The 26,919-nt window shown below is 63.7% G+C and carries 16 protein-coding genes, 9 pseudogenes and 1 other annotated feature; of the genes and pseudogenes, 14 read left to right on the top strand and 11 right to left on the bottom strand.

Annotated features, from left to right (window positions below; genetic code table 11):
• Positions 1–267 precede the first annotated feature (267 nt).
• The 3 genes from I2456_RS23940 to I2456_RS23950 are packed head-to-tail and all read left to right on the top strand — an operon-like array spanning position 268 to position 4,056.
• Positions 268–1,350: a tyrosine-type recombinase/integrase gene (locus I2456_RS23940; protein ID WP_033717226.1), complete on the top strand. Its 1,083-nt coding sequence runs from the start codon at positions 268–270 to the stop codon at positions 1,348–1,350.
• Positions 1,347–3,605: a tyrosine-type recombinase/integrase gene (locus tag I2456_RS23945; protein WP_241007748.1), complete on the top strand. Its 2,259-nt coding sequence runs from the start codon at positions 1,347–1,349 to the stop codon at positions 3,603–3,605. The genes I2456_RS23940 and I2456_RS23945 overlap by 4 nt, the downstream gene beginning before the upstream one ends.
• The gene (locus I2456_RS23950) at positions 3,595–4,056 is read left to right on the top strand and encodes a DUF6262 family protein (RefSeq protein WP_007172469.1); all 462 of its coding nucleotides are present in this window, start codon (positions 3,595–3,597) and stop codon (positions 4,054–4,056) included. The genes I2456_RS23945 and I2456_RS23950 overlap by 11 nt, the downstream gene beginning before the upstream one ends.
• Here the strand turns inward: I2456_RS23950 and I2456_RS23955 are convergent.
• Positions 4,049–4,321 (bottom strand): annotated as a pseudogene (locus tag I2456_RS23955) (transposase); the annotation flags it as partial. The gene I2456_RS23950 and the pseudogene I2456_RS23955 sit on opposite strands and share 8 nt — an antisense overlap.
• Positions 4,322–4,501: 180 nt before the next feature.
• On the opposite strand from I2456_RS23955, the pseudogene I2456_RS29240 reads away from it, so the two are divergent.
• Together I2456_RS29240 and I2456_RS29245 are read left to right on the top strand one after the other, a co-directional pair.
• A pseudogene (locus tag I2456_RS29240) lies at positions 4,502–4,789 on the top strand (IS256 family transposase); the annotation flags it as partial.
• Complete coding sequence (locus I2456_RS29245) at positions 4,764–5,192, top strand: transposase (RefSeq protein WP_250644919.1); 429 nt, start codon at positions 4,764–4,766, stop codon at positions 5,190–5,192. The pseudogene I2456_RS29240 and the gene I2456_RS29245, both read left to right, overlap by 26 nt.
• A gap of 146 nt (positions 5,193–5,338) precedes the next feature.
• On the opposite strand, the gene I2456_RS23965 is transcribed toward I2456_RS29245, so the two are convergent.
• Positions 5,339–6,040 carry a TetR/AcrR family transcriptional regulator gene (locus tag I2456_RS23965; RefSeq protein ID WP_033721584.1) on the bottom strand — a complete coding sequence of 234 codons (702 nt, stop codon included), beginning with the start codon at positions 6,038–6,040 and terminating at the stop codon, positions 5,339–5,341.
• A 315-nt stretch (positions 6,041–6,355) separates the two neighbouring features.
• On the opposite strand from I2456_RS23965, the gene I2456_RS23970 reads away from it, so the two are divergent.
• Positions 6,356–6,805: an SRPBCC family protein gene (locus I2456_RS23970; RefSeq protein WP_007172254.1), complete on the top strand. Its 450-nt coding sequence runs from the start codon at positions 6,356–6,358 to the stop codon at positions 6,803–6,805.
• A 352-nt stretch (positions 6,806–7,157) separates the two neighbouring features.
• Here the strand turns inward: I2456_RS23970 and I2456_RS29250 are convergent.
• Positions 7,158–8,498: pseudogene (locus I2456_RS29250) on the bottom strand (IS256 family transposase).
• A gap of 479 nt (positions 8,499–8,977) precedes the next feature.
• Positions 8,978–9,957 (bottom strand): annotated as a pseudogene (locus tag I2456_RS23985) (IS3 family transposase); the annotation flags it as partial.
• Positions 9,806–9,937, bottom strand: a sequence feature (AL1L pseudoknot). (Overlaps the previous pseudogene by 132 nt.)
• A gap of 132 nt (positions 9,958–10,089) precedes the next feature.
• Here I2456_RS23985 and I2456_RS23990 point away from each other — a divergent pair.
• The 3 genes from I2456_RS23990 to I2456_RS24000 are packed head-to-tail and all read left to right on the top strand — an operon-like array spanning position 10,090 to position 13,878.
• The gene (locus I2456_RS23990; RefSeq protein WP_033717226.1) at positions 10,090–11,172 is read left to right on the top strand and encodes a tyrosine-type recombinase/integrase; all 1,083 of its coding nucleotides are present in this window, start codon (positions 10,090–10,092) and stop codon (positions 11,170–11,172) included.
• Positions 11,169–13,427 (top strand): tyrosine-type recombinase/integrase, encoded by a 2,259-nt coding sequence (locus I2456_RS23995; RefSeq protein ID WP_241007748.1) that lies wholly within the window; start codon positions 11,169–11,171, stop codon positions 13,425–13,427. The genes I2456_RS23990 and I2456_RS23995 overlap by 4 nt, the downstream gene beginning before the upstream one ends.
• Positions 13,417–13,878, top strand: a complete 462-nt coding sequence (locus I2456_RS24000) for a DUF6262 family protein (protein ID WP_007172469.1) — start codon at positions 13,417–13,419, stop codon at positions 13,876–13,878. The genes I2456_RS23995 and I2456_RS24000 overlap by 11 nt, the downstream gene beginning before the upstream one ends.
• On the opposite strand, the pseudogene I2456_RS24005 reads toward I2456_RS24000, so the two are convergent.
• The 5 genes and pseudogenes from I2456_RS24005 to I2456_RS24025 form a co-directional block, all read right to left on the bottom strand.
• Positions 13,871–14,161, bottom strand: a pseudogene (locus tag I2456_RS24005) (transposase); the annotation flags it as partial. The gene I2456_RS24000 and the pseudogene I2456_RS24005 overlap by 8 nt on opposite strands.
• 54 nt (positions 14,162–14,215) lie before the next feature.
• Positions 14,216–15,094: pseudogene (locus tag I2456_RS24010) on the bottom strand (IS110 family transposase); the annotation flags it as partial.
• Between the two features lie 369 nt (positions 15,095–15,463).
• Positions 15,464–15,670 (bottom strand): annotated as a pseudogene (locus I2456_RS24015) (transposase); the annotation flags it as partial.
• A 162-nt stretch (positions 15,671–15,832) separates the two neighbouring features.
• On the bottom strand, positions 15,833–17,398 hold the full coding sequence (locus tag I2456_RS24020) for a flavin-containing monooxygenase (RefSeq protein ID WP_007172240.1): 1,566 nt from the start codon (positions 17,396–17,398) through the stop codon (positions 15,833–15,835).
• 46 nt (positions 17,399–17,444) lie between these two features.
• Positions 17,445–18,335 carry a metal-dependent hydrolase gene (locus I2456_RS24025; protein ID WP_172975555.1) on the bottom strand — a complete coding sequence of 297 codons (891 nt, stop codon included), beginning with the start codon at positions 18,333–18,335 and terminating at the stop codon, positions 17,445–17,447.
• 137 nt (positions 18,336–18,472) lie between these two features.
• On the opposite strand from I2456_RS24025, the gene I2456_RS29255 reads away from it, so the two are divergent.
• From I2456_RS29255 to I2456_RS28990, 5 genes and pseudogenes are all read left to right on the top strand, one after another.
• Entirely contained in the window at positions 18,473–18,796 is a 324-nt protein-coding gene (locus I2456_RS29255; protein WP_007172237.1) for a hypothetical protein, read from the top strand.
• Between the two features lie 332 nt (positions 18,797–19,128).
• Positions 19,129–20,367 (top strand): IS110 family RNA-guided transposase, encoded by a 1,239-nt coding sequence (locus I2456_RS24035; protein WP_007172236.1) that lies wholly within the window; start codon positions 19,129–19,131, stop codon positions 20,365–20,367.
• Positions 20,368–21,115: 748 nt separating this feature from the next.
• Positions 21,116–22,867, top strand: a complete 1,752-nt coding sequence (gene ltrA, locus I2456_RS24040; protein ID WP_374109796.1) for a group II intron reverse transcriptase/maturase — start codon at positions 21,116–21,118, stop codon at positions 22,865–22,867.
• Positions 22,868–23,133: 266 nt separating this feature from the next.
• Positions 23,134–23,961 (top strand): annotated as a pseudogene (locus I2456_RS28985) (transposase); the annotation flags it as partial.
• Positions 23,936–24,364 (top strand): transposase, encoded by a 429-nt coding sequence (locus I2456_RS28990; protein WP_250644919.1) that lies wholly within the window; start codon positions 23,936–23,938, stop codon positions 24,362–24,364. The pseudogene I2456_RS28985 and the gene I2456_RS28990, both read left to right, overlap by 26 nt.
• A 37-nt stretch (positions 24,365–24,401) precedes the next feature.
• Here the strand turns inward: I2456_RS28990 and I2456_RS24050 are convergent.
• Positions 24,402–25,420: pseudogene (locus I2456_RS24050) on the bottom strand (flavin-containing monooxygenase); the annotation flags it as partial.
• 337 nt (positions 25,421–25,757) lie between these two features.
• Positions 25,758–26,816: an LLM class flavin-dependent oxidoreductase gene (locus tag I2456_RS24055; protein WP_007172230.1), complete on the bottom strand. Its 1,059-nt coding sequence runs from the start codon at positions 26,814–26,816 to the stop codon at positions 25,758–25,760.
• Positions 26,817–26,919: the final 103 nt, after the last annotated feature.

A 26,919-nucleotide genomic window follows, 5' to 3' on the forward strand; every position in this document is an offset into this window, starting at 1 on the left:
TCGACTCGACACCCCACCGCAAACCATCAGGGCCATCGCGGTGACCGTGATGATCGGCGATGAACTGGGTGATTAGTGTGTTGGCAGGTCGAGCTCGGCCGCGGAGAAAGCCGACGCCGTCTTGAAAATCGCATTGGTTATCTGAGGCCGTGAGGAAGCTGTTCACCATGTAGACGACACGCGTTCGGAGATGCCGGGAAATGCGTTGTGGACCAGTTATCTTCGGTGTCTGTGACGAGTCCTGGGCTGCGGGTGCAGTCGGTGGTGATGCCGTTCGGCGACCGCGAATCGTGGACGCTGGTGGATCAGGATGCGGTGGTGGTGGAGCCGGTCGAGGCGTTCTTGTCGCATCTGCACGCGATCGAGCGCTCACCGAACACGGTCAAGGCCTATGCCCATGATCTGCGGGATTGGTTCGAGTTCCTCGATCGGGGCGGCCTGGTGTGGTCGCGGGTGCGACTGGAGGAGGTGGGCCGGTTCGTGGCGTGGCTGCGACTACCCGCGGCGGGGCGAGTGGGCAATGTGTCAGCGCTGCCGACGGCGGAGAGCATGTGCTCGGAGGCCACGGTGAACCGCAAGCTATCGGCAATCTCGGCGTTTTATGAATTCCATCAGCGCCACGGAGTGGACCTGGGTGATCTGTTGACGACCTGGCAGCGGCATAAGGGACATGGTGGATCGTGGCGACCACTGCTGGCGCACCTGGGATCTCGACCGGAGCGCAGCAGGCGGATCCGGTTACGGGCCCAGCGGCGCATCCCGGACACGCTGGACACGGAACTGGTCGCGGCGATCGTGGCGGCCTGTGATCGGCTGCGGGATCGGTTCCTGTTTTCTCTGCTGGCTGCATCCGGGCTGCGGGTTGGTGAGGCGTTGGGGTTGCGGCACAGCGACATCGATGCGGCTGCTCGGCTGGTGACGGTGGTGCCGAGGGTGAATACGAATCGTGCCCGAGCCAAGGGCGGGGGTCGCCAGGTGCCGGTGCCGGGCGCGGTGATCCGGCTGTATGCGGATTATCTGCATGGCGAGTACGGCGAGCTGGACAGCGATTACGTATTCGTCAACTTGTGGTCCGGTCCTATTGGGTATCCGTTGACGTATGCCAGCGTCTACGATTTGGTCTGCCGATTGCGGGAGCGGACCGGAATCATGTTCGGGCCGCATACTTTTCGCCACTCGTATGCGACAGAGTTGTTGCGCCGCCAGGTGCCGGTCGAGGTGGTGGCCCATCTGTTGGGGCACGCGTCGATCGCGACGACCAGTGACGCGTACGCGCATCTGAAGGTCGAGGACACCCGCCGCGCGTTGGTGGCCGCGGGGTGGCTGGCGGACCGGGATGGGTCGTGGTGAGCGTCGAGGTGCTGGCGCCGCCGATTGAGCCCGGCTGGGTTGCGCGTTTGGGCGCAGCGGTGCGTGCGGAGTTCCGGGTCGAGGTGCTGGTGCCCGCCGTCGCGGATCCGATTCTCGGGTCGCCGGCATGCGCGGTGCCCGGGTGTGTGCGTTCGAGTCGCTACGCCGGGCTCTGCCCGGCCCATCTGGGCCGGTGGAGAAAGGCGGGTCGCCCGGATGACCGACGGGCGTGGGCGGCGACCGCTGATCCAGAGGTGATGGGGTACCGGCCGCTGCAATCGTGCCTGGTGCCCGGTTGCGGCTTCGGGCAGCATCGGTATCGGTTGTGCTACACGCATTCCCACGCCTGGGACAAGGCCGGACGCCCAGTGGTGGATCGGTGGAAGCCGGACGTGGCCGGCACGCCGGCAGCGGTGTGCGCCATCCCGGGGTGCATGTTGTGGGCCGAACTGGACGCCGGGTGGTGTCATTCCCACCACCGGCGGTGGCGGCTGCGTGGTCGCCCGTCGGCGGCGGAGTTCATCGCCTACTGCGCCAGCTACGGCGAGGATCGCTTCGACTTGCGGCCGCTGCGGCCGCAGTTGCGGCTGGAGATCGGCTACGCGCTGCAATGCCGCGTCGACCTGAACCGAACCCGCACCACACCGCGATCGATCAAGCCGCTGCTGGACCACTTGTCGGCAACCGGGGCCGAGTCGCTGCTGGATCGTCCGCTGGCCGACTGGCTGGCCGGGCTGCCGGCCGCGGCGTCGGTCAACACCCCGCGCGCGTTCCTCGGTTACGCGATCGAGTGCGTGCTCGATTTGCGCGACGGGACCGGCTGGGACAGCGAATACCAGCGTGACGTGTGGCGGCTACGGCGGCTCGGTGTTTCCGGCCATGACGGGGCCAAACTGGATTTCACTGCGGTGCACCCAGTCTGGCTTCGAGAGCTGGCCAAACGATGGTGCCGGTGGCGCATGTCGTGCGGAGTCGGGCTGGGGCAGCTACGCAGTGATCGCCTCGCGCTCGTTCGTTTGTCGCAGTTCATGCCCGGACTAGCGAGCTCGTCGGGCCCGGGTGCGCTCGAGCGGGCAGCGCTGGAGGCCTACCTGGCTCGACTGGCCGTTGAGATCCCACAACCGAAGACCCGCAGCGCCGAGATCGGCTGTGTGACCGGGTTTCTGAATGCCGTTCGCCAGCACCGGTGGGCATCGCTGCCGGCCGAGGCGCAGCTGTATCCCAGCGACCAGCCCCGCCGTGACGAGACACCGGCACCGCGGGCGATTCCCGAGTTCGTCATGGGCCAGTTGGAAAGCCCGGCCAACCTCGACCGGATCAGCGACCCGCGGATCCGGCTGCTGGTGGAGGTCCTCATCCGCACCGGCCTGCGCATTGGCGACGCCACCCGGCTGGCGCTGGACTGTCTGGTTCGCGACCCGCAGGGCGCGGTCTATTTGCGCTACCGCAACCATAAGATGCGCCGCGACGCGGTGGTGCCCATCGACGACGAACTCACCGCCATGATCCAGACGCAGCAGGAGCGCACCCGGCAGCGGTTTCCAACCACCGCCGTGTTGCTGCCGCGCAGCAGCGCCAACCCCGACGGACGGCTGCCCATTCCCACCGTGACGTTCCACCTCCAGCTCGGGCAGTGGCTCGAAACATGTGGTGTCACAGATGAACTCGGTCAGCCAGCGCATATCACCGCTCATCAGTTCCGGCACACGGCGGCCACACGATGGATCAACCATGAGGTGCCGCAGGAAGTGGTCCGACGCCTGCTCGACCACACCAGCCACACCATGACCGCCGTGTATGCCCGATTGGCCGACACCACCATACGAGAGCAGTGGGAACGCGCCCAGAAGATCAACATCCACGGTGAGCCGGTCGACATCACCGTCGACGGGCCCCTCGCCGATGGCGAGTGGATGAAGCAGAACCTTGCACGCGCGAAAATAGCGCTGCCCAACGGCTATTGTGGTCTGCCACTACAGAAATCGTGCCCGCACGCCAACGCATGTTTGACTTGTCCGCTGTTCATCACGACCGCCGAATTCCTACCCCAACACCGCAAGCAGCTCGATGACACCCGCACGTTGATCTCGCGTGCTCAAACCGACGGCCACACCCGCCTGGCCGAGATGAACCACACCGTCGAAACCAACCTGCTTACCATCATCGCCACCCTCGAAACCGACCAACGCGACTGCCGGTGCGCTGCAGCGGGCAGCGAAACATGCTGCGGAAAGGAACCATCCGATGCGCCATGACAACAGCCACTACCTCCTCGCCGCTGCCCAACGCCGCCGCGCCGACACCCTCCAACGCGCCCGGCAAGCCCTGCAGGAACTCGGCGAAACCGGCCAGCGGCGCACTATCACACAGATCGCCGCCCTCGCCGGCGTCTCCCGCTCATGGCTGTATGCCCAGCCCGCACTGCGCGACCAACTCCGCCGACTGACCGCCATATCGGAGACGCCCGAGCCGGCACCACCTGCCCCAGTCGAGCGCGGCTCCGACGCCTCCCTGCGCCAACGCCTCACCCTCGCACACGAACGCATCCGCGAACTCGACAACGAAAACCGTCAACTACGAAACCAGATCGCACTCCTGCACGGACAGCTCCGCGCCAACCGCATCGCCGACACCCACATCACGGACACCGTCCACGACACAAACACCCAGATCACGCCCCCAAACAGTCGAGCCCGCCCAAGATAACGTTGGTCCTTCCGAATTCGGCGTTCTCTCGCCGCAGTCGTTTTAGCTCGGAGGACTCTTCGGTCGTGATCCCCGCGTGCGCCGCATCGATCTGAGCCTGGCGCACCCACTTGCGCACCGCCTCGGCCGTGCCAACACCAAGTAGCCCGGCGATCTCACTGGTCGCTGCCCACTCCGAATCGTGCTGATCGCTGATCTCCGCGTCCATCCGCACCGCCCGCTCCCGCAGCTCTGGCTGGTACCTCCTCGACAAACCACCTGACATGACTCCATCCTTTCCAAGAAATGGAGTCTCCAGACATGCCGGGGCGGTTGAACGCGCATGCCAACTCTTTCACGGTCCAAAACAGTTGTCATGGAAACGTGGGCATCGGTCATCGCGTTGGCGCGCTGGTTGGGAACCGAGAGCCCCGCGCCCGTGCCGAGGGTCCGTGCTGATGGCCGCATGGAGCTCGTCGGGCTGGCTGACGGCTTCCGGGGATCGACTGAGTTCTGGGCTGATTTGCTGCGCGATTGCCGCCGCCGCGCCATGACCGCAGCGGTGCTCGCGGTCGGCGACGGCGCCCTGGGCTTCTGCAAGGCGTGCGGGAGGTGTTCCCGGATATTCGAGAGTAGCGCTGCTGGTGGCATAAGCAGGCCAATATTCTTGCCGCACTGCCGAAATCGGTGCACCCAGGGTGCAGTCGCGGCGATGAAGGAGATCTACAATGCCGAGGATATCGACAAAGCCCAGCTCGCGATCAAAGCGTTCGAGATCGACTACGGCGCCAAATACCCCAAAGCGGTCGCCCAAGATCGTCGACGACGCCGAGGTGTTTTTGGAGTTCTACCGGTATCCCGCCGAGCATTGGATCCACCTTCGCACCACAAATCCGATCGAAAGTACCTTTGCGACAGTACGTTTGAGGACCAAAGTCACCAAAGGGCCGGGCTCCCGCGCGGCCTGGCTGGCGATGGCCTACAAGCTAATCGAGGCCGCCCAGGCCCGCTGGCGCGCGGTCAACGCACCACACTTGGTCGCCCTCGTCCGTGCCAGCGCCGTCTTCCACAAGGGCAAGCCGCTCGAACGGCCTATCGACATCACACCCGAACCGTCGGCAGCTGAGCCTCAAACCGTCGGATCGCAGGTCGCCTGAAACTCACCGATCCACAGGTCTTGACGATATCTCCACTCCCGATCCGTGTCTCCGGCACATCCACTCCTCGTAGTGTATGCCTCTACGGTTCAGGGCAGGTTCAGCATGTCGGCGCCGCCAGCCGCCCGAACTGGGAAAGCGACCGCTTAATTTGCCTCGGCCGATGACTCTAGCTTCGTGTCAGGAGTGAGGTGCACCCCACGCACTTCCGCAATTGCCGAAAAGGCGCCCCACAAAAAAGCGGTCAACTCTTCGACAAGGGCATCCTTGCTGACGGTCGGGGAATTCAGCCAGCGCAGCACACCAAGTCCCACCGCTCCCAGAGCAGCATCCACAACATATTCAAAGTTGGCGCCCTCGCCACCACGCGCCTCGATAGCGGCTGACCAAACATCCACCGTGGCGTCCGAGAGCGGCCTGCCGCCCTCGATCAAATCCGCGGGCGAACGCCCGTCCCTGAAGTGGGAATTCACCAGGAAACGAAAAAGATTAGGCCGCTTATCCACGAGCCCGACGTAAGCGGCCACCGCGGAGCTGACCAGCTCCAGCGCCGTGGTGGCGGCATCAAACTGCGGCACGACTTGCTCGATGATCATCTCCTGCACCCGCTGGCCGACCGCGGCGAATAAGGCGTCCTTATCCGCGAAGAATCGATACAGCTTGGGCCTGGGGATCCCCGCGGTCTTTACGACATCGTCGATGGACAGGTCAGGCCCATACTCGTCGATCGCGCGAAGCGTCGCTTCTATCAGCTCCGCCCGCACAGCAGCTCGATGCTCGCGCCAACGATCGGCTCGGGCATCTCCGGTCAACTCCGGTAGCAGCCGCCCCACGGCACCCAGGTTCATCGACACCCCGAAATTCTAATCTAAAAGCTAAAGCTACTGCACAAGCCAACGGTGCGTCAGGCAACTCCTCACGCGTTGAGCCTCTCGGTGCCCGCCTGGAAGCGCCTGAACGTCGCGCCGCGCGTGACGATCCGTCTTCACCATCATGAACGCGATTCATCGTAGCGGCCGGCCGACCCACCACGAGGGAGATTCGAAATCCAATTCTATTGACGGGTTGTGACGGTGATGCCACCATCAACCCATGCGCACTGACTGCAGGGATCATTCTGTAGGCGATGCCACGGCGGAGTCTTTGGCCTGGGCTGGTGGCGCATGACGATGGTGTTCGCGTCTGGCACTCTAGAATTGCCGGCTGAGGCGGTTTTCGACTACGCTGTCGACTACCGCCGGATGCCGGAGTGGGTCTTTGGGTTGCGCACCATTACGCCAATCGGCGAACTATCAGACGGGGTCGGCGCCGAATTTCGAGGAACCGGCAAGATCGGCCCAATCGCGATGACCGGAACGAGTCGCATCACCGAGTGGGAGCCGTGCCGGCGCATCACAGAGGCCTTGGTGACCAACAACGGCATAGTTGCCTTGGCAGCCGTTGCCACGACGCCGATGGGATCAGCAGTGACCCGCGTTGACATAACTGCCGACTACAAGTTCCCCGGTGGGCTCGCGGGCAAAGTCCTCCAGCGCGCTATCGAGCCGTTGCTTGGTTCAGGTATCCGACACACTGAACGAGCACTGCGTCGGCAATGTCTACGCACCTGCTGAACAGCTCCCACACACTGAGCCGTCCCGGCGTTTCCGGAGACTCCCGATCTTGGGAGGATTCGAGTTATGGCACGCCCGAGCAAGTATCCCGACGAGCTTCGTGAGCGTGCAGTGCGCATGGTCGCTGAGGTGCATCCGCAGTACCCCTCGCAGTGGGCGGCGATCACCGCAGTAGTCGAAACCCGGAACGAGGGCCCCCATACGTCTGGACCAAGACCGTCGACCAAATCTTGATCAGCATCGTCGGCAACTACTGCACCAAAATTAATGACTCAGGGCACTAGTTCGTTTGGGTGGCGTCCGGAATCCGGTGTAAATCGGCCTGCGGAGGTTCTGGCTTCGGTGAGTGATGCTACGCGGTGGCGCTGACGGTTTCGGTGGTGCTGCTAGCGAAGTCCGGGGTGTGCTGGGGCCACAGTTGCCGGGGTGGTTGCAGCAGGCTGCGGCGCAGGTCTTGGAGCTGGCGCAGCCCGGCGGGGGTCATGGTGAGTCCGCGCCAGCCGCGGGATGCGCGGTCGAGCACGGCCCAGGCGATGCTGTTACAACTGGTCTCGCCAGGGAAGCGGCCGATAACCTTTGCGCGGCGGCGGGTTTCTCCGAAGGTGCGTTCGATGAAGTTCGAGTGGCGGATGCGGTGATGATGTTCGGGCGGGAACCGCAGATAGGCGGTCAGGCCCTCGCGCTCGGTCAGCATGATCTTCATCGCTGCCGGGTAGGTGGTCGTGTAGCGGGTAGCGAACGCGGTCAGCCGGGCGTCGACCAGTTCGACCAGCCGCGGACCGGGCTCGGTTTTGAGGTCCTCAGTGTCGAAGCAGGCCCAGTAGCCGTCGCGGATCTCGGCCTGCATCCCGGCCGGGATCTTGGCCAGCACGTTGCGTAACCGCTGGATCAGGCAGCGTTGCCGCAGCGCGGTCGGGAAGACCTGCTCGATCGCGGCGATCAGGCCGCGGGCACCGTCGGAGATGACCAGCAGCGGGCACGCTAGCCCACGGTCGGTGAGATCGGTCAGGAAATCGGCCCAGGCCTCGGTCGACTCCACCACGCCGGGGGCCAGGCCAACAAAGACGGGCTTGCCGGCGGTGGTGACGCCCCACGCGGCCAGGATCGGCTCGGCCGGCGAGCCGGGATGCATCCGGAAGAAGGAGGCATCCAGGAACAGCTAATCGAGCACGACATCGCCCAGGGGCGCCGCGCCCAGGTGTTGTACTCGGTTTTTATCGCTTGGCATACCTGCGAGACAGTCGATTTCGAGATCGCGGCCTGATCACCGAGCGCATCGGCAAGGGTGGCCTCGACATCACGCACCGACAGTCCGCGCACGAACGAGGCGATCACCAGCGATTCCAGCGCATTGGTTTTGGTGACGTGCTTGCCGAACAGGCGTGAGACGAACGCGGCGGTCGTGCCGCGCAGCTTGGGCCGCTCCAGGGTGACTGGGCCGACGGTGGTCTTGACCGTCGCTGGCCGATAACCATTGCGCGCCCCGGGGCTGCGCATCCGGCGCGGCCGCGGCGCGTTGGTAGCGGTCACGGCCGAGGAACTCGGTCACCTCGGCCTCCAGCGCGGCCTGCATCAGCAACTGTGCGCCGAGCCGGGCCACCTCCTCCAGAATCTCGGGCAGCTCACGATCGGATGCGAACAGCTCGTCGATCTTGGCGCGAACACGATCAGTCGGCGATACTCGTGCAGGCACGGGCATAGGTCCTTTCTTCGATGACTTGGTAGGTCTCGAAGCAGAACCTATGCCCGGCCCATTTACACCGGCTTTAGGACGCGACCGTTCGTTTGCCTTTTCTTCCCAGACTGCGCCGGACGCCGAGGCGACGCCGCCCTCCCGCCGCCTTGACGACAAGTGCTAGTGTGGCCGTGCCCAGCACAAGGTAACGGCGCCACCCCAGCGCCTCCACGACCATTGCTACCGAGGCCGTGGCCAAGACAAGCACTACAACGCCCGAACGGCGAATCGAATCTAATCTCATGGCCAATAACTATAGCGTTCGTCGCGACCGTCTGGAATGCAGGCCATGGCCTTTAAGAGCTCCACACTGAATCGCCCCGGCATGTCCGGAGACTCCACTTCTTGGGAAGGTTGGAGTCATGTCAGGTGGTTCATTGAGGAGGTATCCGCCGGAGCTGCGTGATGAATCGCCCTGGTTCTGTCGGAGGCTCGGGTTATTGGATTCCGATCAGGGGTTGGTCGGTCCGTTGTGCATCGTAGAAGGTGGCTTCGAACTCGGTCGGAGGAACGTCGGCGAGGTAGCTGTGTAGGCGGCTGGTGTTGTGCCAGTACACCCAGGCCAGGGTCGCCAGCTCGACGTCCTCGACGGTCTTCCAGGGCCCGGTGTGAGCCGGCCCGTAGATCAGCTCGGCCTTGTAGTAACCGTTGACGGTCTCGGCCAGAGCGTTGTCGTAGCTGTCCCCGATGGTGCCGATCGAGGGCACCGCACCGACCTCGGCGAGACGTTCACCGTAGCGGATGGAAGTGAACTGGGACCCGGCATCGGAGTGACATGTCAAGCCCGGCAATGTGTTTCCACGTGACCAGCGGGCCATCTCGATCGCGTCGAGCACCATGGTTGTGCGCATGTGGGAGGCCACCCGCCAGCCCACGATCATCCGGGAGTAGGCATCGACGATGAAGCACACATACGCCACCCCAGCCCAGGTCGGCACGAATGTTAGATCCGTGACCCACAGTTGGTTCGGCGTAGTCGCCGTGAACTTCCGCTTGACCAGATCGGGGTGGCGAGGCGCTGTCAGGTCGGGTTTGGTGGTGCGGACCCGTTTGCCGCGCCGCGCTCCTTGGATGCCGGCTGCGCGCATCAGTCGGGCGACCTGGTCTCGCCCGACGTCGTGGCCGGCACGGCGGGCGGCTTTCCACAGCTTGCGGGCGCCGTAGACCCGGTAGTTGTCCCACAGCGCCACCAGGGCGGGCGCCAGCTCGGCGTCTCGACGGGCCCGTGCCGACAGCGGCCGTGCCTTGGTGTCGTAGTAAGTACTCGGGGCCACCGACACCCCTGCGGTGCGCAGGACGGTGCAGATGGGCTCGACCCCGAATTCCCCACGGTGGGTGTCGATGAAGTCGACTACTTCTTGTGTTGGCGGTCGAGCTCCGCGCCGAAGAAACTGGCCGCTCGTTTCAGAATCTCGTTGGTTATCTGAGGCCGTGAGGAAGCTGTTCACCATGTAGACGACACGCGTTCGGAGATGCCGGGAAATGCGTTGTGGACCAGTTATCTTCGGTGTCTGTGACGAGTCCTGGGCTGCGGGTGCAGTCGGTGGTGATGCCGTTCGGCGACCGCGAATCGTGGACGCTGGTGGATCAGGATGCGGTGGTGGTGGAGCCGGTCGAGGCGTTCTTGTCGCATCTGCACGCGATCGAGCGCTCACCGAACACGGTCAAGGCCTATGCCCATGATCTGCGGGATTGGTTCGAGTTCCTCGATCGGGGCGGCCTGGTGTGGTCGCGGGTGCGACTGGAGGAGGTGGGCCGGTTCGTGGCGTGGCTGCGACTACCCGCGGCGGGGCGAGTGGGCAATGTGTCAGCGCTGCCGACGGCGGAGAGCATGTGCTCGGAGGCCACGGTGAACCGCAAGCTATCGGCAATCTCGGCGTTTTATGAATTCCATCAGCGCCACGGAGTGGACCTGGGTGATCTGTTGACGACCTGGCAGCGGCATAAGGGACATGGTGGATCGTGGCGACCACTGCTGGCGCACCTGGGATCTCGACCGGAGCGCAGCAGGCGGATCCGGTTACGGGCCCAGCGGCGCATCCCGGACACGCTGGACACGGAACTGGTCGCGGCGATCGTGGCGGCCTGTGATCGGCTGCGGGATCGGTTCCTGTTTTCTCTGCTGGCTGCATCCGGGCTGCGGGTTGGTGAGGCGTTGGGGTTGCGGCACAGCGACATCGATGCGGCTGCTCGGCTGGTGACGGTGGTGCCGAGGGTGAATACGAATCGTGCCCGAGCCAAGGGCGGGGGTCGCCAGGTGCCGGTGCCGGGCGCGGTGATCCGGCTGTATGCGGATTATCTGCATGGCGAGTACGGCGAGCTGGACAGCGATTACGTATTCGTCAACTTGTGGTCCGGTCCTATTGGGTATCCGTTGACGTATGCCAGCGTCTACGATTTGGTCTGCCGATTGCGGGAGCGGACCGGAATCATGTTCGGGCCGCATACTTTTCGCCACTCGTATGCGACAGAGTTGTTGCGCCGCCAGGTGCCGGTCGAGGTGGTGGCCCATCTGTTGGGGCACGCGTCGATCGCGACGACCAGTGACGCGTACGCGCATCTGAAGGTCGAGGACACCCGCCGCGCGTTGGTGGCCGCGGGGTGGCTGGCGGACCGGGATGGGTCGTGGTGAGCGTCGAGGTGCTGGCGCCGCCGATTGAGCCCGGCTGGGTTGCGCGTTTGGGCGCAGCGGTGCGTGCGGAGTTCCGGGTCGAGGTGCTGGTGCCCGCCGTCGCGGATCCGATTCTCGGGTCGCCGGCATGCGCGGTGCCCGGGTGTGTGCGTTCGAGTCGCTACGCCGGGCTCTGCCCGGCCCATCTGGGCCGGTGGAGAAAGGCGGGTCGCCCGGATGACCGACGGGCGTGGGCGGCGACCGCTGATCCAGAGGTGATGGGGTACCGGCCGCTGCAATCGTGCCTGGTGCCCGGTTGCGGCTTCGGGCAGCATCGGTATCGGTTGTGCTACACGCATTCCCACGCCTGGGACAAGGCCGGACGCCCAGTGGTGGATCGGTGGAAGCCGGACGTGGCCGGCACGCCGGCAGCGGTGTGCGCCATCCCGGGGTGCATGTTGTGGGCCGAACTGGACGCCGGGTGGTGTCATTCCCACCACCGGCGGTGGCGGCTGCGTGGTCGCCCGTCGGCGGCGGAGTTCATCGCCTACTGCGCCAGCTACGGCGAGGATCGCTTCGACTTGCGGCCGCTGCGGCCGCAGTTGCGGCTGGAGATCGGCTACGCGCTGCAATGCCGCGTCGACCTGAACCGAACCCGCACCACACCGCGATCGATCAAGCCGCTGCTGGACCACTTGTCGGCAACCGGGGCCGAGTCGCTGCTGGATCGTCCGCTGGCCGACTGGCTGGCCGGGCTGCCGGCCGCGGCGTCGGTCAACACCCCGCGCGCGTTCCTCGGTTACGCGATCGAGTGCGTGCTCGATTTGCGCGACGGGACCGGCTGGGACAGCGAATACCAGCGTGACGTGTGGCGGCTACGGCGGCTCGGTGTTTCCGGCCATGACGGGGCCAAACTGGATTTCACTGCGGTGCACCCAGTCTGGCTTCGAGAGCTGGCCAAACGATGGTGCCGGTGGCGCATGTCGTGCGGAGTCGGGCTGGGGCAGCTACGCAGTGATCGCCTCGCGCTCGTTCGTTTGTCGCAGTTCATGCCCGGACTAGCGAGCTCGTCGGGCCCGGGTGCGCTCGAGCGGGCAGCGCTGGAGGCCTACCTGGCTCGACTGGCCGTTGAGATCCCACAACCGAAGACCCGCAGCGCCGAGATCGGCTGTGTGACCGGGTTTCTGAATGCCGTTCGCCAGCACCGGTGGGCATCGCTGCCGGCCGAGGCGCAGCTGTATCCCAGCGACCAGCCCCGCCGTGACGAGACACCGGCACCGCGGGCGATTCCCGAGTTCGTCATGGGCCAGTTGGAAAGCCCGGCCAACCTCGACCGGATCAGCGACCCGCGGATCCGGCTGCTGGTGGAGGTCCTCATCCGCACCGGCCTGCGCATTGGCGACGCCACCCGGCTGGCGCTGGACTGTCTGGTTCGCGACCCGCAGGGCGCGGTCTATTTGCGCTACCGCAACCATAAGATGCGCCGCGACGCGGTGGTGCCCATCGACGACGAACTCACCGCCATGATCCAGACGCAGCAGGAGCGCACCCGGCAGCGGTTTCCAACCACCGCCGTGTTGCTGCCGCGCAGCAGCGCCAACCCCGACGGACGGCTGCCCATTCCCACCGTGACGTTCCACCTCCAGCTCGGGCAGTGGCTCGAAACATGTGGTGTCACAGATGAACTCGGTCAGCCAGCGCATATCACCGCTCATCAGTTCCGGCACACGGCGGCCACACGATGGATCAACCATGAGGTGCCGCAGGAAGTGGTCCGACGCCTGCTCGACCACACCAGCCACACCATGACCGCCGTGTATGCCCGATTGGCCGACACCACCATACGAGAGCAGTGGGAACGCGCCCAGAAGATCAACATCCACGGTGAGCCGGTCGACATCACCGTCGACGGGCCCCTCGCCGATGGCGAGTGGATGAAGCAGAACCTTGCACGCGCGAAAATAGCGCTGCCCAACGGCTATTGTGGTCTGCCACTACAGAAATCGTGCCCGCACGCCAACGCATGTTTGACTTGTCCGCTGTTCATCACGACCGCCGAATTCCTACCCCAACACCGCAAGCAGCTCGATGACACCCGCACGTTGATCTCGCGTGCTCAAACCGACGGCCACACCCGCCTGGCCGAGATGAACCACACCGTCGAAACCAACCTGCTTACCATCATCGCCACCCTCGAAACCGACCAACGCGACTGCCGGTGCGCTGCAGCGGGCAGCGAAACATGCTGCGGAAAGGAACCATCCGATGCGCCATGACAACAGCCACTACCTCCTCGCCGCTGCCCAACGCCGCCGCGCCGACACCCTCCAACGCGCCCGGCAAGCCCTGCAGGAACTCGGCGAAACCGGCCAGCGGCGCACTATCACACAGATCGCCGCCCTCGCCGGCGTCTCCCGCTCATGGCTGTATGCCCAGCCCGCACTGCGCGACCAACTCCGCCGACTGACCGCCATATCGGAGACGCCCGAGCCGGCACCACCTGCCCCAGTCGAGCGCGGCTCCGACGCCTCCCTGCGCCAACGCCTCACCCTCGCACACGAACGCATCCGCGAACTCGACAACGAAAACCGTCAACTACGAAACCAGATCGCACTCCTGCACGGACAGCTCCGCGCCAACCGCATCGCCGACACCCACATCACGGACACCGTCCACGACACAAACACCCAGATCACGCCCCCAAACAGTCGAGCCCGCCCAAGATAACGATCGCCCGCTTCAGTTCTCGTATCTCTTGCTCGAGCTCTTTGACCCGCTGTGACTCCGCAGTGGACACCCCAGGTGCATACCCGTCGTCGATATCGGCCTGACGCACCCAGGAGCGCACCGACTCGACCCCGTAGCCGAGCTGGCGGGCTACCCGTGACACCGTTCCCTGCTCGGTGCCCAACTCGGCACGCAGTGCCCGCACCATCCGCACTGCAGCGGCCTTCTCCTCCGGGCTGTAACGACGCGCCGTGGGCTTCCCAGACGACTGTTCCTTCGGCATACCTGCATCCTCGTTTCCAAGGTCAGGAGCCTCCGGGATTTCCAGGGCGATTCACACCTCGGCAGTCTTGCCGGAGAATCCCGGAATGCTCATCAGCAGTTCCCGGGTGAGGCGAAAGGGCGCCATCGCTTCCTCGATGCGCTCATCGAGGCGACCGATATCGGCGGTGTGAGCATCGATGCGGTCAAGGAACAACCGGGACATAAACGCGTGATGCTCACTGAACCGGCCGATCAACGCCTCGGTCAACGCCGGGATCTTGCGGCGCAGCGTCCGCTTGGCCAGATCGGCAATCATGGCTGGATCGTTCTGGCCGGCGATCAGCGCCTCGAGCATCGCTCGTCCGGACACTCCGGTGATGTCGGTGGCCACCGAGGTGAGTTTGATCCCGGCGTCTTCGAGCAGCTTCTCCAACCGCATTACCTCGCGCGAGCATTCCCGGGTGATGTGCGTGCGTGCGTGGGTCAGATCCCGCAGCGCGCGAATTGTCAACGGCAATCGAAAACTGATCAGGAGTCGGCAAGCACTGGTCAGTATTCACTTGCCGCCGACACGAATCGGCGGCGGCGGCACCAACGACGCCGTCACCAGCCCGTGAGCCCCGAGATCGGCCAGCCACGCAGCATCAGACACATCGGTCTTGCGGCCGGGCACATTGCGCACCCGCGACGCATTGATCAGCATCATGTTCAGCTCATCGTCGAGCAGGTAGTAGAACGGTTTCCAGTAGTCGCTGGTGGACTCGATCACCACACACGTGACCTTCTGCGCGATAAGATGCTCACGCAACGCCAGGATCTGTGATGTCATGGCACCCCATGTCGTCACTGTCGACGACGCTCCTCTGCGTCCATGGCCCTGAATCCGCACACAGACCTTCGCGTCTTTCTTCGAGCAATCGATTCCCGCGCACCGCGGGTGCACCACATCCATCGAACTCACCGCCTCCCAACAGGATTGACAAAGGGGCGTGTTCCGGGGAGATGTCGGCGTCGTCTGAAAACTGACCCCGTGTCGCCGTTGACAGGAGAGCGGGATGAAACAGAATTCTGACACTCGTGCTCGACGGCAACATTCCACGGTCCCCGTGGATGGGGGGCTCTCCACCCTCAGGCTAATTTGCGGGCTCACAGGCAACATAGTGCAACCGGGGTCAACCGAAACACCTTCCAGCATGAACCGTCGGCCGCCTGGACGCTGAACCCAGCGCAGGCCCCGTTCGGAACCGCAACTGGCTCGCGGAATTTTCGATCACCACGGTGAGAGCGAAGCGCGCCCGAGAAGCTAGTTTGATAAAGTCGGGTCGACCGCTCCGGCCGTGGTGAGCACGGTTTTGCGGCCGCGCCCGTTGCGGGAGTTGCCCGAGCCATAACCAGCCGGATCGCCGTACTCATAGCCCAGGTGATCAGCGATCTCGACATCCAAAGCGCGTTGGAGCACCGCCTTGGTCATCTGCGCCAACAGCCCCTCAGGTGGAGGCGTGGTGGTCGAACGAGCTGGCCACCGCACGGCGGATCGACTGGTTCAACCACCGCCGCCTGTATGAATACTGCGGCGATGTTCCGCCAGCCGAACTCGAGGCCGCCTATTACGCTCAACGCGAGAGAGCAGCCGCCAGCTGAGCTCTCACATCAGAAAGTCTCCGGACTCACCGAGACAGTCCCCGTTGGATTATCCGGCGATGAGCGGATTTGTGCGGTGCTCACCGTTTCCTCGGTTTGAGCCAGAAGCCATTTCGGAAGTGCTTTGGTGTGATGTCGAGGCCGGCAGAGTTGCCGGCCGGGATGCTTTGGTCGTGAAGCGCAGACCGTCATCGATCTTGCCGCGGCGTATTTGACGGACATCGAAGAGGTAATTCTGCTTTGCTTTCCATGGACCGCGGGATCCAGACTTAGGGAGTTGATCCATCGCGCGTTGGAAGTAGCCGGGCGCAAAATCCGTGAACGGCAGTTCCTCGACATCCTCGCCAGGGTGGGGAGCTACGACGGTGTCGTAGCCGTGCGCATCCATGTAGTTGAGTAAGCGACAGACGTATTCAGACACCAGGTCTGCTTTCAGTGTCCAGGACGCGTTGATGTAACCGATAGTGAACGCCATGCTCGGGACGTCGGATAGCATCATGGCCTTATAGGTCATCGACTTCGCGACGTCGACGACCTGGCCGTTACGGGTAATCTTGGCGCCGCCGAACAGCCGCATGTTCAAACCGGTCGCGGCGACAATGATGTCGGCCGTCAACTCCTGACCCGAGGAAAGCTTGATCCCGGTCCTGGTGATGTGGTCGATAGTATCGGTGACTACATCGGCCTTGCCGTCCCGAATGGCCTTAAAAAGGTCGCCGTTAGGGGCCAGGCATATCCGTTCATCCCACGGGTTGTACTTCGGCCCGAAATGCTTATCCACGTCATAGCCTGCGGGCAGCTGGTGCTTAGCCCAAGCGATCAGCGCTTTTCGCATGGAACGGGGAAAGCGACGCGCCAGTCTGTACTGCGCCACAGCTAACAGGATGTTCTTCCAGCGGTTGACGAAGTCCGCGCTCCTTGTCGGTAACCACTTGATGAGCTGCACGGCAATGGGGTCGATGTTTGGCAGCGATCCGATGTAAGTCGGTGAACGCTGCAGCATCGTTACCTGGCCAGCGCCTGAATCCACGAGGGACGGAATAAGGGTCACTGCGGTAGCACCGCTGCCGATGACGATGACGTTCTTACCCGCATAATCGAGGTCTTCGGGCCAGTTCTGCGGGTGAACAATAATTCCTTCGAAATCCTTCTCGCCCCGGAATTCTGGACGATACCCCTGGTCGTAGTCGTAGTAGCCGCTGCACGCAAACAGGAACGCGGCCGTGATCTCGGTCGTCTTTTGGCGGTCCCCAGCCACCTTGATCGTCCAGCGCCTGTCGGCGTCCGACCAGTCCGCAGACAATACCTGGCTACCAAACCGGATGTGGTTGTCGATGCCGCTCTCGGCGGCAGCTTCCCAGAGATAATCCTTGATCGTGGCGCCATCAACGGTAAAGCGCGGCGAGTGCCACGGCTTGAAACGGAACCCGAAGGTGCACATGTCGGAGTCCGATCGGATGCCCGGATACTTGAACAGGTCCCATGTACCACCCAGATCAGCTCTGCGCTCTAGAACTACATAACTCTTGTTGGGACAGCGCTCCTGCAGATGCCAGGCAGCGCTGATACCGGAAATACCCGCACCCACAATCACAACGTCAAAGGATTCGGACATAAAACTGCTTGCTCCCTTCTTGGCGACGGTCTCGGTGAAATTCGGTTCACTTCAGGTAGCCGACCAGGGCCCCCTTGGTGCCGAAGAGTTCCTCCTGCCATTGCTCGAGCAACGCGTTGGTGTCGATGTCGTCGGGATGAAATCCCGGTCGCAAGTATTGCCTGAGCTCTGGGATCAAACCCCGAAATATCGGACCGCGGTAGACCCGATAGGTCTCACGCACCAGTCGCACTGGCTGACGGCACGCTTCGGGATCCCGCGCCACCGAATACGCCAGCGTGCCACTCATGAGGAGGAGCAGAAGGGGGATCATTACCGCCATCACACGTCGACGCACCCGCTCGGTACCCCCCACCGAGCGGAATACGTCAAAGGCAACCGACTTGTGCTCAAGTTCCTCCAGCGCATGCCACTTCAGGAGATTCCACACCTCCGCATCACCCGGGATCGCCCGGAAGTCCTCATCGCCGAGCAGCCGCTCAGCAAGTATCGCGGTGAAGTGTTCTGCGGCTGCTGTCACCGCCAGCGGAATCCGGGCCGGCAGCACCTCCTCGATGCGTTTCACCCAATCAACAAACTTTTCGGAATCCCACCACCCAATCGGATACCCCATGTCAACGAGCTTGTCATTGAGCGCCCGATGCTGCTGGCCATGCACCGATTCCTGACCGATAAACCCGGCCACCCGCTTCTTCAACCCAGGATCGGCGATCTCATCGGCAAACCGGCGCACCGACCGAATGAACAACTCCTCCCCCGGCGGGAACGACCCCGACAAGTTCGCCCACAGGTGGCTGAAGATGATGTCGTCATCGAAGAAATACTTGCTGCCCTCGCCAAAGGGGAAACGTATCCGCCGGGTTCTCGGATACCGAGACCCCACACTTGCCGCACTTGCAGTGGTCACTGCCCCTTGTCCTATGTCTCCGTCGACCATGACAGGCTGCCCTTCCTCGAACATCCAGTTTCGGATACCGATAGTATCGGGTGTAGACGTGGTGCTACAAGTCAAATGTCCCGCTCGCTCGCTTGGGGAGACGCGGGCGCAGAAAGCGCCATGCCCGGGGTACGCAGATGCGCCTGAAGCGGGTGTGGCTGTTGACTTCCATTTCGATGGCACCACTGACCGCCGCCAGATCAAAGATCGTCTCGATCATCGACGAACACACCCGCAAATGCGTCGACGGTCGGGTGGCGCGCGGCATCACCGGCGAGGACCTGGTCCTCGAATTTGACCGCCTGGCCAGACAGCGTGATACCCGCCCGACGGCGCTGCGGTGGAGCAATGATCAGGAACCTAATAGCTTTGTAGGGCACTGGACGATTCCTGATCAGAACTCGGGGCTAGACCCCCTTCCACAGGCGGGAACGCCGGCTGCTCTGCGACCTTCCGAGTGAGCGGTCGGCCAGCGAGTGTCGACGGAACGCCTGACCGATACCGGGGTCGGCTAGACCTGCCGGGAGAACGGCGAGGTCGGCGTGTCGTGACCGGCTGCTCCTCGGAAGGGGTTGGGGTGGGGAACGTGGTTCGAGCCCGCCTGCACGATCGACACCTCATCGACGGGGAGCCGTTGAGCTCTGACAAAGACTGGGGGTCGTGCGGGTTGCTGGGGTCGCGAACGGCTCAATCGGAGGTCAGGCCATCAGAGCCTTGCTATTAGGGCGCCGCGCGTTCTCACAAAGGGTCACGCACCCAACACATTTCGACAACCAAGGAGGTAAATTTGTCCATGGTCACGTGTGGGATCGACTGGGCCCAGGATCATCATGACGTCGCGCTGGTGGATGCCGACGGTCGGCTGGTCGCCAGACGGCGCATCCCCGAGTCGGTCGCCGGATTCGCCGAACTGACCGCCATGCTGGCCGATGCCGACGACGACCCTGAGGATCCGATCCCGGTCGCGATCGAGACCCCGCGCGGGTTGCTGGTCGCCGTGTTGCGGGCCAGCGGTCGACCGATCTACCCGATCAACCCGATGTCGGTGGCCCGCTATCGGGAACGGACGTCGATGTCGGGCAAGAAGTCTGACCACGGCGATGCGGTCACGCTGGCCAACATCCTGCGTACCGACATCGACCAGCATCGTCGGTTACCCGCCGACACCGAACTGGCGCAATCGATCACCGTGCTGGCCCGTGCCCACCAGGACGCCACCTGGCGGCGTAACCGGGCCGGCAACGAACTGCGGTCGCTGCTGCGGGAATATTTCCCGGGTTTCCTGCACGCCTTCGCCGACCGTCCCGGCGGAATCACCGCACCCGAAGCTCGTGCGGTGCTCGCCATCGCTGCCACCCCGGCCAAGGCGGCGCGGCTGTCAAAGCCGCAGATCACCGCCGCCCTGCGCCGCGCCGGACGCCAACGCGGCCTGACCACGCTCGCGGCGACAATCCACCAGCAGCTGCGGCTGCCGCAGCTGCGACACCCCGCCCCGGTCGAAGACGCCTTCGGTATCCAAGCAGTCGCATTGCTGGCCACCCTCGACGCTGAGTGCGCCAACGTCGACCGGCTGGGCGAGGCCACCGCCGCCACCTTTGCCCAGCACGCCGACCACAGGATCATCACCTCATTTGTGGGGGTCGGCGACCTTACCGGTGCCCGCCTGCTCGCCGAAATCGGCGACGACCGAACACGATTCGCCGACGCCCGAGCATTGAAGGCGTTCGCCGGGTCGGCGCCCGTCACCAAAGCCTCTGGGCGCAGCATCCGCATCACTCACCGGCACGTGAAGAACAACCGACTTGCCGCCGTCGGATTCGTCTGGGCGTTCATCGCGGCCGGCTGCGAAGGACCCACCCGCGCTCACTACCTGACACGCCGCGACCACGGCGACCGCCACCCCGCAGCCCTGCGCCACCTCTACAACCGCATGCTCGGCCAGCTCTACCACTGCCTGCAAACCAGCCAAACCTACGACCCAATCAAGGCATACCGACCACCCCCGACGCACCCCACACGAGCCGCCGCTTGACTGTTAACAAGATCGGAGGTCTGTGGGTGCGACGCGATGTCGCGCATGTGAGTGAGCTCGTGGAGTGGAGGTCGGCGATGCCGGTCGCGTAGTTCTCGGTTGGTGTTCGTGACCGATCCCCGCCCTGACGTGCGTCGACGGGTCCTGCCCGTGGGCGTGCGAAGCTCAGGGAAGAAGCCCAAGGGCCCCCGTTCCGTCTGGGGGAACGACCGGGCGAGGGAAGGCCGGACGGGCGAATGCGAATGAACCCTTGATGACGCCTCGTTATTTGAAGCCCGGGAAGACGGGTTGAGAACCCGGGTGATAGGACCCGGCCGCTGGCAGTGGCGGCAAGCGGCGACCGGAGGCCACAGGCCGGTCGTGCGAACACCGCTGGTCTCGGGGTATAGAGGGCGCCCTCCCCGGCCGTATCTCGTATGCGCGGAACGTGGAAACCCCGTCGGGTCCGGCCTTCGGGCCGGTAGGCCGATCGTGAGAGGGGCGGAATCCCTCGGCGGGAACAGGATGCTCAAGAAGCGAATGCCGATGGCCGAAAGGCAGCGGGACCTGTGGTCGTGGTGCCGCCGCTCCTCCTGGGCGGCGATCATGGGGAACCGGTCGGATACCAGCGTGGTGGCTGGGCTCGAAAGGGCGCTGACGTGGGCAGGTGAGCCTTTGAAATACCGAGACCGAGGGCCTTGCGAACCGGAAGGGCAAGTTGGACACCGTAGAGGTGAACGGACCGGAGGGCGTTTTCGATTGGACCGTCGTGGATTGGCGTGTCCATGAGGAAAACGTAGCGAGGTTGCGGCGCAGGATCTTCAAGGCGACGCGGGAGCAGGACTGGGCCTCGGTCCGGTCGCTGCAGAAACTGATGCTGGGTTCCTGGTCGAACACGTTGGTCAGTGTGCGACAGGTGACTCAGCGCAATGCTGGGCGTCGAACGGCCGGGATCGATGGGGAGGTTGCCCTGTCGCCCGAGGCGAGAGCGAATATTGCGGTGCGAGTGCATGATTCGCGGTCGTCGTGGGAGCCCTTGCCGGTTCGGCGTGTGTATATTCCGAAGGCCAACGGAAATCAGCGTCCGCTCGGTATCCCCGTGGTGATGGACCGCTGTCATCAGGCGCGGGTACGCAACGCGCTGGAGCCCGAGTGGGAGGCTCGGTTCGAGGCCCGTTCCTACGGGTTTCGCCCGGGCCGTAGCTGTGCCGATGCGATCCAGTCCCTTTTCCTCACGCTCAAAGGGCCACGAGCCCAACGGGCATGGATTCTGGACGCCGATTTGTCGGCCGCGTTCGACAGAATCGACCATCCTCGGCTACTCGACAAGCTGGGGTCGTTCCCGGCCAAGGAAATGATCCGAAAGTGGCTGAAAGCCGGGGTGATCGAGAACGGCGGGTTCGCGCCGACCGAGGAGGGTTCTCCGCAGGGCGGGGTGATCAGCCCGTTGCTGATGAACGTGGCACTGCATGGCCTGGAGGAGGCCGCGGGAGTTCGTTACCGCAGTTCGACCGGTGTTTACGCCGGCGCGGCGATAGCGGGCAACCCGGTTCTGGTGAGATATGCCGACGATATGGTCGCCTGCTGCCATTCACGTGAGCAGGCCGAACACGTCAAGGCGCAGCTTGCCCGGTGGCTGGCTCCGAGGGGTCTGGTCTTCAACGAGGATAAGACGCGCATCGTCCACCTCGAAGAGGGATTCAGCTTCCTCGGATTCAACATCCGCTGCTACCGCCACGGTAGACGGCCGGGCAAGTTGTTGATCAAGCCGAGCCCGGAGGCGATCGAGCGTATCCGCAAACGGTTGGCCGAGGAGATGCGCAGGCTGCGCGGCTCCAACGCCAGGGCGGTGATCGCCCGGATGAACCCGATTATCCGGGGATGGTCCGCCTACTATCGAGGTGCGGTGTCCAGCAAGGTTTTCAGCTCGCTGGACCACTATATGTGGCGGCTCACCTCCGGGCGGGCGCGCCGACCGCATCCGAAGAAGCCGAAAAAGTGGATCGCACGCCGCCACTGGGGTCGGTTCAACAAGTTCAGGAACGATCAGTGGGTGTTCGGCGATCCCGAACGGCCGTTGGATGACCGCCGTGAAAACATCGCGTGTCTGGTCAAATTCTCCTGGACTCACATCGTCCGACACACGCTAGTCGCGGGCCGGGCGTCTCCCGACGCCCCGGAATTGGCCAGCTACTGGGCCGAACGACGGCGCAAGGTCAAACCCGCGCTGGACAGCTACAACCTGCGCCTGCTCGCCAAGCAGGACGGACGGTGCCCGCTGTGTGGCGATCATTTGTTGACCGTCGATCAACCCCCGCAGTCGCCCTCCGAATGGGAACGGTGGTGGTTAGGAGTTGTCAAGCGAGCCATCGCCGCCGAGCATCTCACCCACCACGGGCGGCTGGCCCGGTTGGACGAGACCCACCTGGTACACGCCTCCTGCCATCGCAGCCTTCGGGCTAAGTTGCGCGGGAGCCCAACGAATTACGCAGTTCCCGCAACGTCCTCGGGGCTTGCTTGAGCCGTATGCCGGGACGACTGGCACGTACGGTTCTGAGGGGGGACCGCCGCAGCAATGCGGCGGTCCTACCCGACATGAGCCTCGGTGAGGCAGCCTGAAGGGGCGCCGCCTTCCCGAGGGTGCTCTGAATTCGGTTTGTCTGATCAAGGACCGGCGTTGGCGCGCTGGTTGGGAAGGTACGCCCATGCTCACGGTAGTTCACGACGTCGACGAGTCCAACGACAACACCGGTTCGGGTCGCTCGTTACTCGATGAGGTCGTCCGCGATGGCGCCCGGCAAATGCTTGCGGCGGCGCTGGAGGCCGAAGTCGGCCTATATCGCGCAGTTCACCGATCAGGTTGACGAGAATGGGCATCGCCTAGTGGTGCGCAACGGCTACCACGAGGAGCGGACCGTGTTGACGGCCGCTGGGGCGGTGCCGGTCAAGGCCCCGCGGGTCAACGACAAGCGCATCGACGCTGACACCGGTGAGCGGTGCCGGTTTTCCTCCCCGATTTTGCCGGCGTGGGCGCGCAAGTCGCCGCAGATGACCGAGGTGTTGCCGCTGCTGTGCCTGCACGGGCTGTCCAGCGGGGATTTCGGCCCGGCGCCGGAGCATTTCCTCGGCACGGGCGCGGCGCTCTCGGCGACCGAGATTACTCGGCTGACCGCGCAGCGGCAGGACGAGGCCAAAGCCTTCGGCAAGCGTGACTTATCCAGCACCGATTACCTGTATTTGTGGGTGGATGGCATCCACCTCAAGGTGCGCCTTGAGGTGGAGAAACTCTGTTTGCTGGTAATGATCGGGGTCCGTGCTGATGGCCGCATGGAGCTCGTCGGGCTGGCTGACGGCTTCCGGGGATCGACTGAGTTCTGGGCTGATTTGCTGCGCGATTGCCGCCGCCGCGCCATGACCGCAGCGGTGCTCGCGGTCGGCGACGGCGCCCTGGGCTTCTGCAAGGCGTGCGGGAGGTGTTCCCGGATATTCGAGAGTAGCGCTGCTGGTGGCATAAGCAGGCCAATATTCTTGCCGCACTGCCGAAATCGGTGCACCCAGGGTGCAGTCGCGGCGATGAAGGAGATCTACAATGCCGAGGATATCGACAAAGCCCAGCTCGCGATCAAAGCGTTCGAGATCGACTACGGCGCCAAATACCCCAAAGCGGTCGCCCAAGATCGTCGACGACGCCGAGGTGTTTTTGGAGTTCTACCGGTATCCCGCCGAGCATTGGATCCACCTTCGCACCACAAATCCGATCGAAAGTACCTTTGCGACAGTACGTTTGAGGACCAAAGTCACCAAAGGGCCGGGCTCCCGCGCGGCCTGGCTGGCGATGGCCTACAAGCTAATCGAGGCCGCCCAGGCCCGCTGGCGCGCGGTCAACGCACCACACTTGGTCGCCCTCGTCCGTGCCAGCGCCGTCTTCCACAAGGGCAAGCCGCTCGAACGGCCTATCGACATCACACCCGAACCGTCGGCAGCTGAGCCTCAAACCGTCGGATCGCAGGTCGCCTGAAACTCACCGATCCACAGGTCTTGACGATATCTCACTCACGGATGTCGAAGAGGTAATTGGTGTTTTACCTGCCATGGCCCTCGAGATCCCGCCTTCGGTAGCTGGTCCATCGCGCGCTGGAAGTAGCCTGGTGCGAAATCGGCGAAGGGTTCTTCTTCGACATCTTCCCTGGATGAGCGGCTACGACGGTGTCGTAGCCGCGCGCGTCCATGCAATTGAGCAGGCGACAAACGTATTCCGATACCAGGTCGGCCCTCAAGGTCCACGATGCATTGATATAGCCCATGGTGAACGCCATGGTGGGCACATCGGACAGCAACATCGACTTATAGGTCATCGACTTGCTGACGTCGACATCCTGGCCGTTACGACCAAGCTTGGCGCCCCCAAAAGCCACAAGTTCAATCCTGTTGCGGTAGAAGATGATATCGGCCGCCAACTCGTGACCCGTTCTGGTGAAGCGGTCGATGTTGGCGAACGTTGCAGCATCGTTATGTGCCCGGCGCCGCTGTCGATAACGACGACGTTCTTTACCGGCATAATCAAGGTCTCTGGGCCGGTGCTGAGGTTGCAATATGGGCCCACCGAAGTTCTCCTCGCCGGGAAAGTTTGGTCGGTAACCCGCGTCGTAGTTGTAATAGCCGCTACACATGAAGACGAACCGCGCCTCGAGCTCTAATTCCTCAGCCGTTCCGAACCGCCTTGATGGTCCAGCGCCGGCTGGCGTCCGACCAAGCGGCAGACAAGACCTGGGTACCGAAGTGAATGTGCTCATGGATGCCGTTCTCGGTCGCGACCTCACGCAGATAGTTCTTGATTGTCGGCGCGTCGACAGTGAACCTGGCCGAGTGCCAGGGCTTGAAGGAATCCGAACGTGCACATATCTGAGTCCGACCTGATGCCCGGATACTTGACCAGATCCCACGTGCCACCCGGATCACTTCTGCGCTCTAGAACTACGTACCTATTACCGGGGCAGCGATCCTGCGGGTGCCAGGCAGCGCTGATACCGGAAATCCCCGCTCCCACGACCACCACATCGAACAACTCTGACATGTTAATCGAGGTTAGCAACCCGATGACCTTGTCGCCAAACCGCTCGATCGACTCCGCATCTACTCCGTCGGACCGCCTTGATGCGGCGCAGAAGGTCCGCGCCGCAACGCATCTGCGTGCCACAACGTGTTCTGACCACTTCACTTCCTAGTGAAAGAGGACCGGCATCGTCCTAGCCTTCCCCAAGGACCGTTATTGCCAAACGCAAGCTCGGCTGTCACTGGGGGACTGCACCCCACCGAGATAGTCCCAGAGGGAAATGAGTAGTTTCATGCGAACCCGAAGGTCGGCATCGATCGATGCGGCAGCGCACTTTGTGTGCGAGATCGCCGTGTCGCTACCGTGGTCCGGGTCGCGCGTGCAGCTGGGAGGCCGGAGGCATATTGGGCGGGGCGCAATGCTTGATGAGATCATCGACGTTCTGTCCGACCCGCTCAGGCGCGGTACCTACCGACGGTGGGTAGAGCATGATGTGGTCTAGCACGCCCTCGTAGCGGCGTAGCCCGTTGCGAACCTCGTCAGCGGTGCCGGCGACACCCATGACGTCGATCATGTCATCGGTGACGGCGTTGAACATGGCCTGAAAGTCGCTGCGGGTGAAGGCTTCTCGGATGACGGCACCCTGCTTGGCGAATCCGCAGAAGTCGAGCAGCGGTTCGTAGGTCCTGACCGAGGCGTAGAATGCGATCTGCTGCGCTACCTCGCGACGAGCGATCTCGGGGTCGTCGTGGATGGAGCACATCACCATCGACACGATCTCGACGCCGTTAGGGTCGCGCCCGGTGCGTTGTGCGCCCTTGGCCACCGCAGGCCGCACGACTTCCTCCACATACGCGGTGGTGAAGAGTGGATGCCCGGCCAAGCCGTCAGCGACCCGTCCGGCGGCTTCACACATTCGCGGCCGCACGGCGGCGGTGACGATGGGGATATTGCGCGCAGGGGGTTCTACCGGCCCGGTGGGGACGAGATTCATATTGTAGAAACGGCCCTCATGGCGGACGGGTCCTTCGTGCAGGTTCCAGATGCGCCGGATAAGGGGTACGAGTTCCTCGACGCGCAGGGCGGGGGCGCTGGTATCGGTGACAGAGTGCCAATCGCTCATCATCCGTTTGGTGCCGTTGCCGATCCCGAGCACGACCCGACCACCGGACAGTTCGTCGAGGTCGCGTGTTTCGGTCGCCAAGACCAGCGGACTACGTCCGATGCCGTAGAGGATTGACGACCCGATGCGACACCTGTTCGTCGAGGTTGCCATCGCCGCCATCGAGATGGATCCCGACCGGGTGTAGAACTCGGATGCCCAGACGGCGTCGAACCCGGCCTGGTCGGCAGCCGCGGCGGTGGCCTTCATCGCGGCAAGTTCAGGGGCGACGACTGAAAGTCCATAAGTACTCATAAGTGACGGCTCCATCGTGTGGTAGGTGACAGACGGTGTCAGCGGCTAGTTGACCCGAAGGCGAAAGCCCATCGCCGCCGACAGCAAGCAGGTGTGTCAGCGT

The sequence above is a fragment of the Mycobacterium kubicae genome, from assembly GCF_015689175.1.
GTDB lineage: Bacteria > Actinomycetota > Actinomycetes > Mycobacteriales > Mycobacteriaceae > Mycobacterium > Mycobacterium kubicae.

Excerpts from the sequence above, each read along its gene's own strand:
- I2456_RS23940 (WP_033717226.1), top strand. The coding sequence starts at position 268 with ATGCCGTTCGGCGACCGCGAATCGTGGACGCTGGTGGATCAGGATGCG.
- I2456_RS23950 (WP_007172469.1), top strand. The coding sequence starts at position 3,595 with ATGCGCCATGACAACAGCCACTACCTCCTCGCCGCTGCCCAACGCCGC.
- I2456_RS29245 (WP_250644919.1), top strand. The coding sequence starts at position 4,764 with ATGCCGAGGATATCGACAAAGCCCAGCTCGCGATCAAAGCGTTCGAGA.
- I2456_RS23965 (WP_033721584.1), bottom strand. The coding sequence starts at position 6,040 with ATGAACCTGGGTGCCGTGGGGCGGCTGCTACCGGAGTTGACCGGAGAT.
- I2456_RS23970 (WP_007172254.1), top strand. The coding sequence starts at position 6,356 with ATGACGATGGTGTTCGCGTCTGGCACTCTAGAATTGCCGGCTGAGGCG.
- I2456_RS23990 (WP_033717226.1), top strand. The coding sequence starts at position 10,090 with ATGCCGTTCGGCGACCGCGAATCGTGGACGCTGGTGGATCAGGATGCG.
- I2456_RS24000 (WP_007172469.1), top strand. The coding sequence starts at position 13,417 with ATGCGCCATGACAACAGCCACTACCTCCTCGCCGCTGCCCAACGCCGC.
- I2456_RS24020 (WP_007172240.1), bottom strand. The coding sequence starts at position 17,398 with ATGTCCGAATCCTTTGACGTTGTGATTGTGGGTGCGGGTATTTCCGGT.
- I2456_RS24025 (WP_172975555.1), bottom strand. The coding sequence starts at position 18,335 with ATGGTCGACGGAGACATAGGACAAGGGGCAGTGACCACTGCAAGTGCG.
- I2456_RS29255 (WP_007172237.1), top strand. The coding sequence starts at position 18,473 with ATGCGCCTGAAGCGGGTGTGGCTGTTGACTTCCATTTCGATGGCACCA.
- I2456_RS24035 (WP_007172236.1), top strand. The coding sequence starts at position 19,129 with ATGGTCACGTGTGGGATCGACTGGGCCCAGGATCATCATGACGTCGCG.
- I2456_RS28990 (WP_250644919.1), top strand. The coding sequence starts at position 23,936 with ATGCCGAGGATATCGACAAAGCCCAGCTCGCGATCAAAGCGTTCGAGA.
- I2456_RS24055 (WP_007172230.1), bottom strand. The coding sequence starts at position 26,816 with ATGAGTACTTATGGACTTTCAGTCGTCGCCCCTGAACTTGCCGCGATG.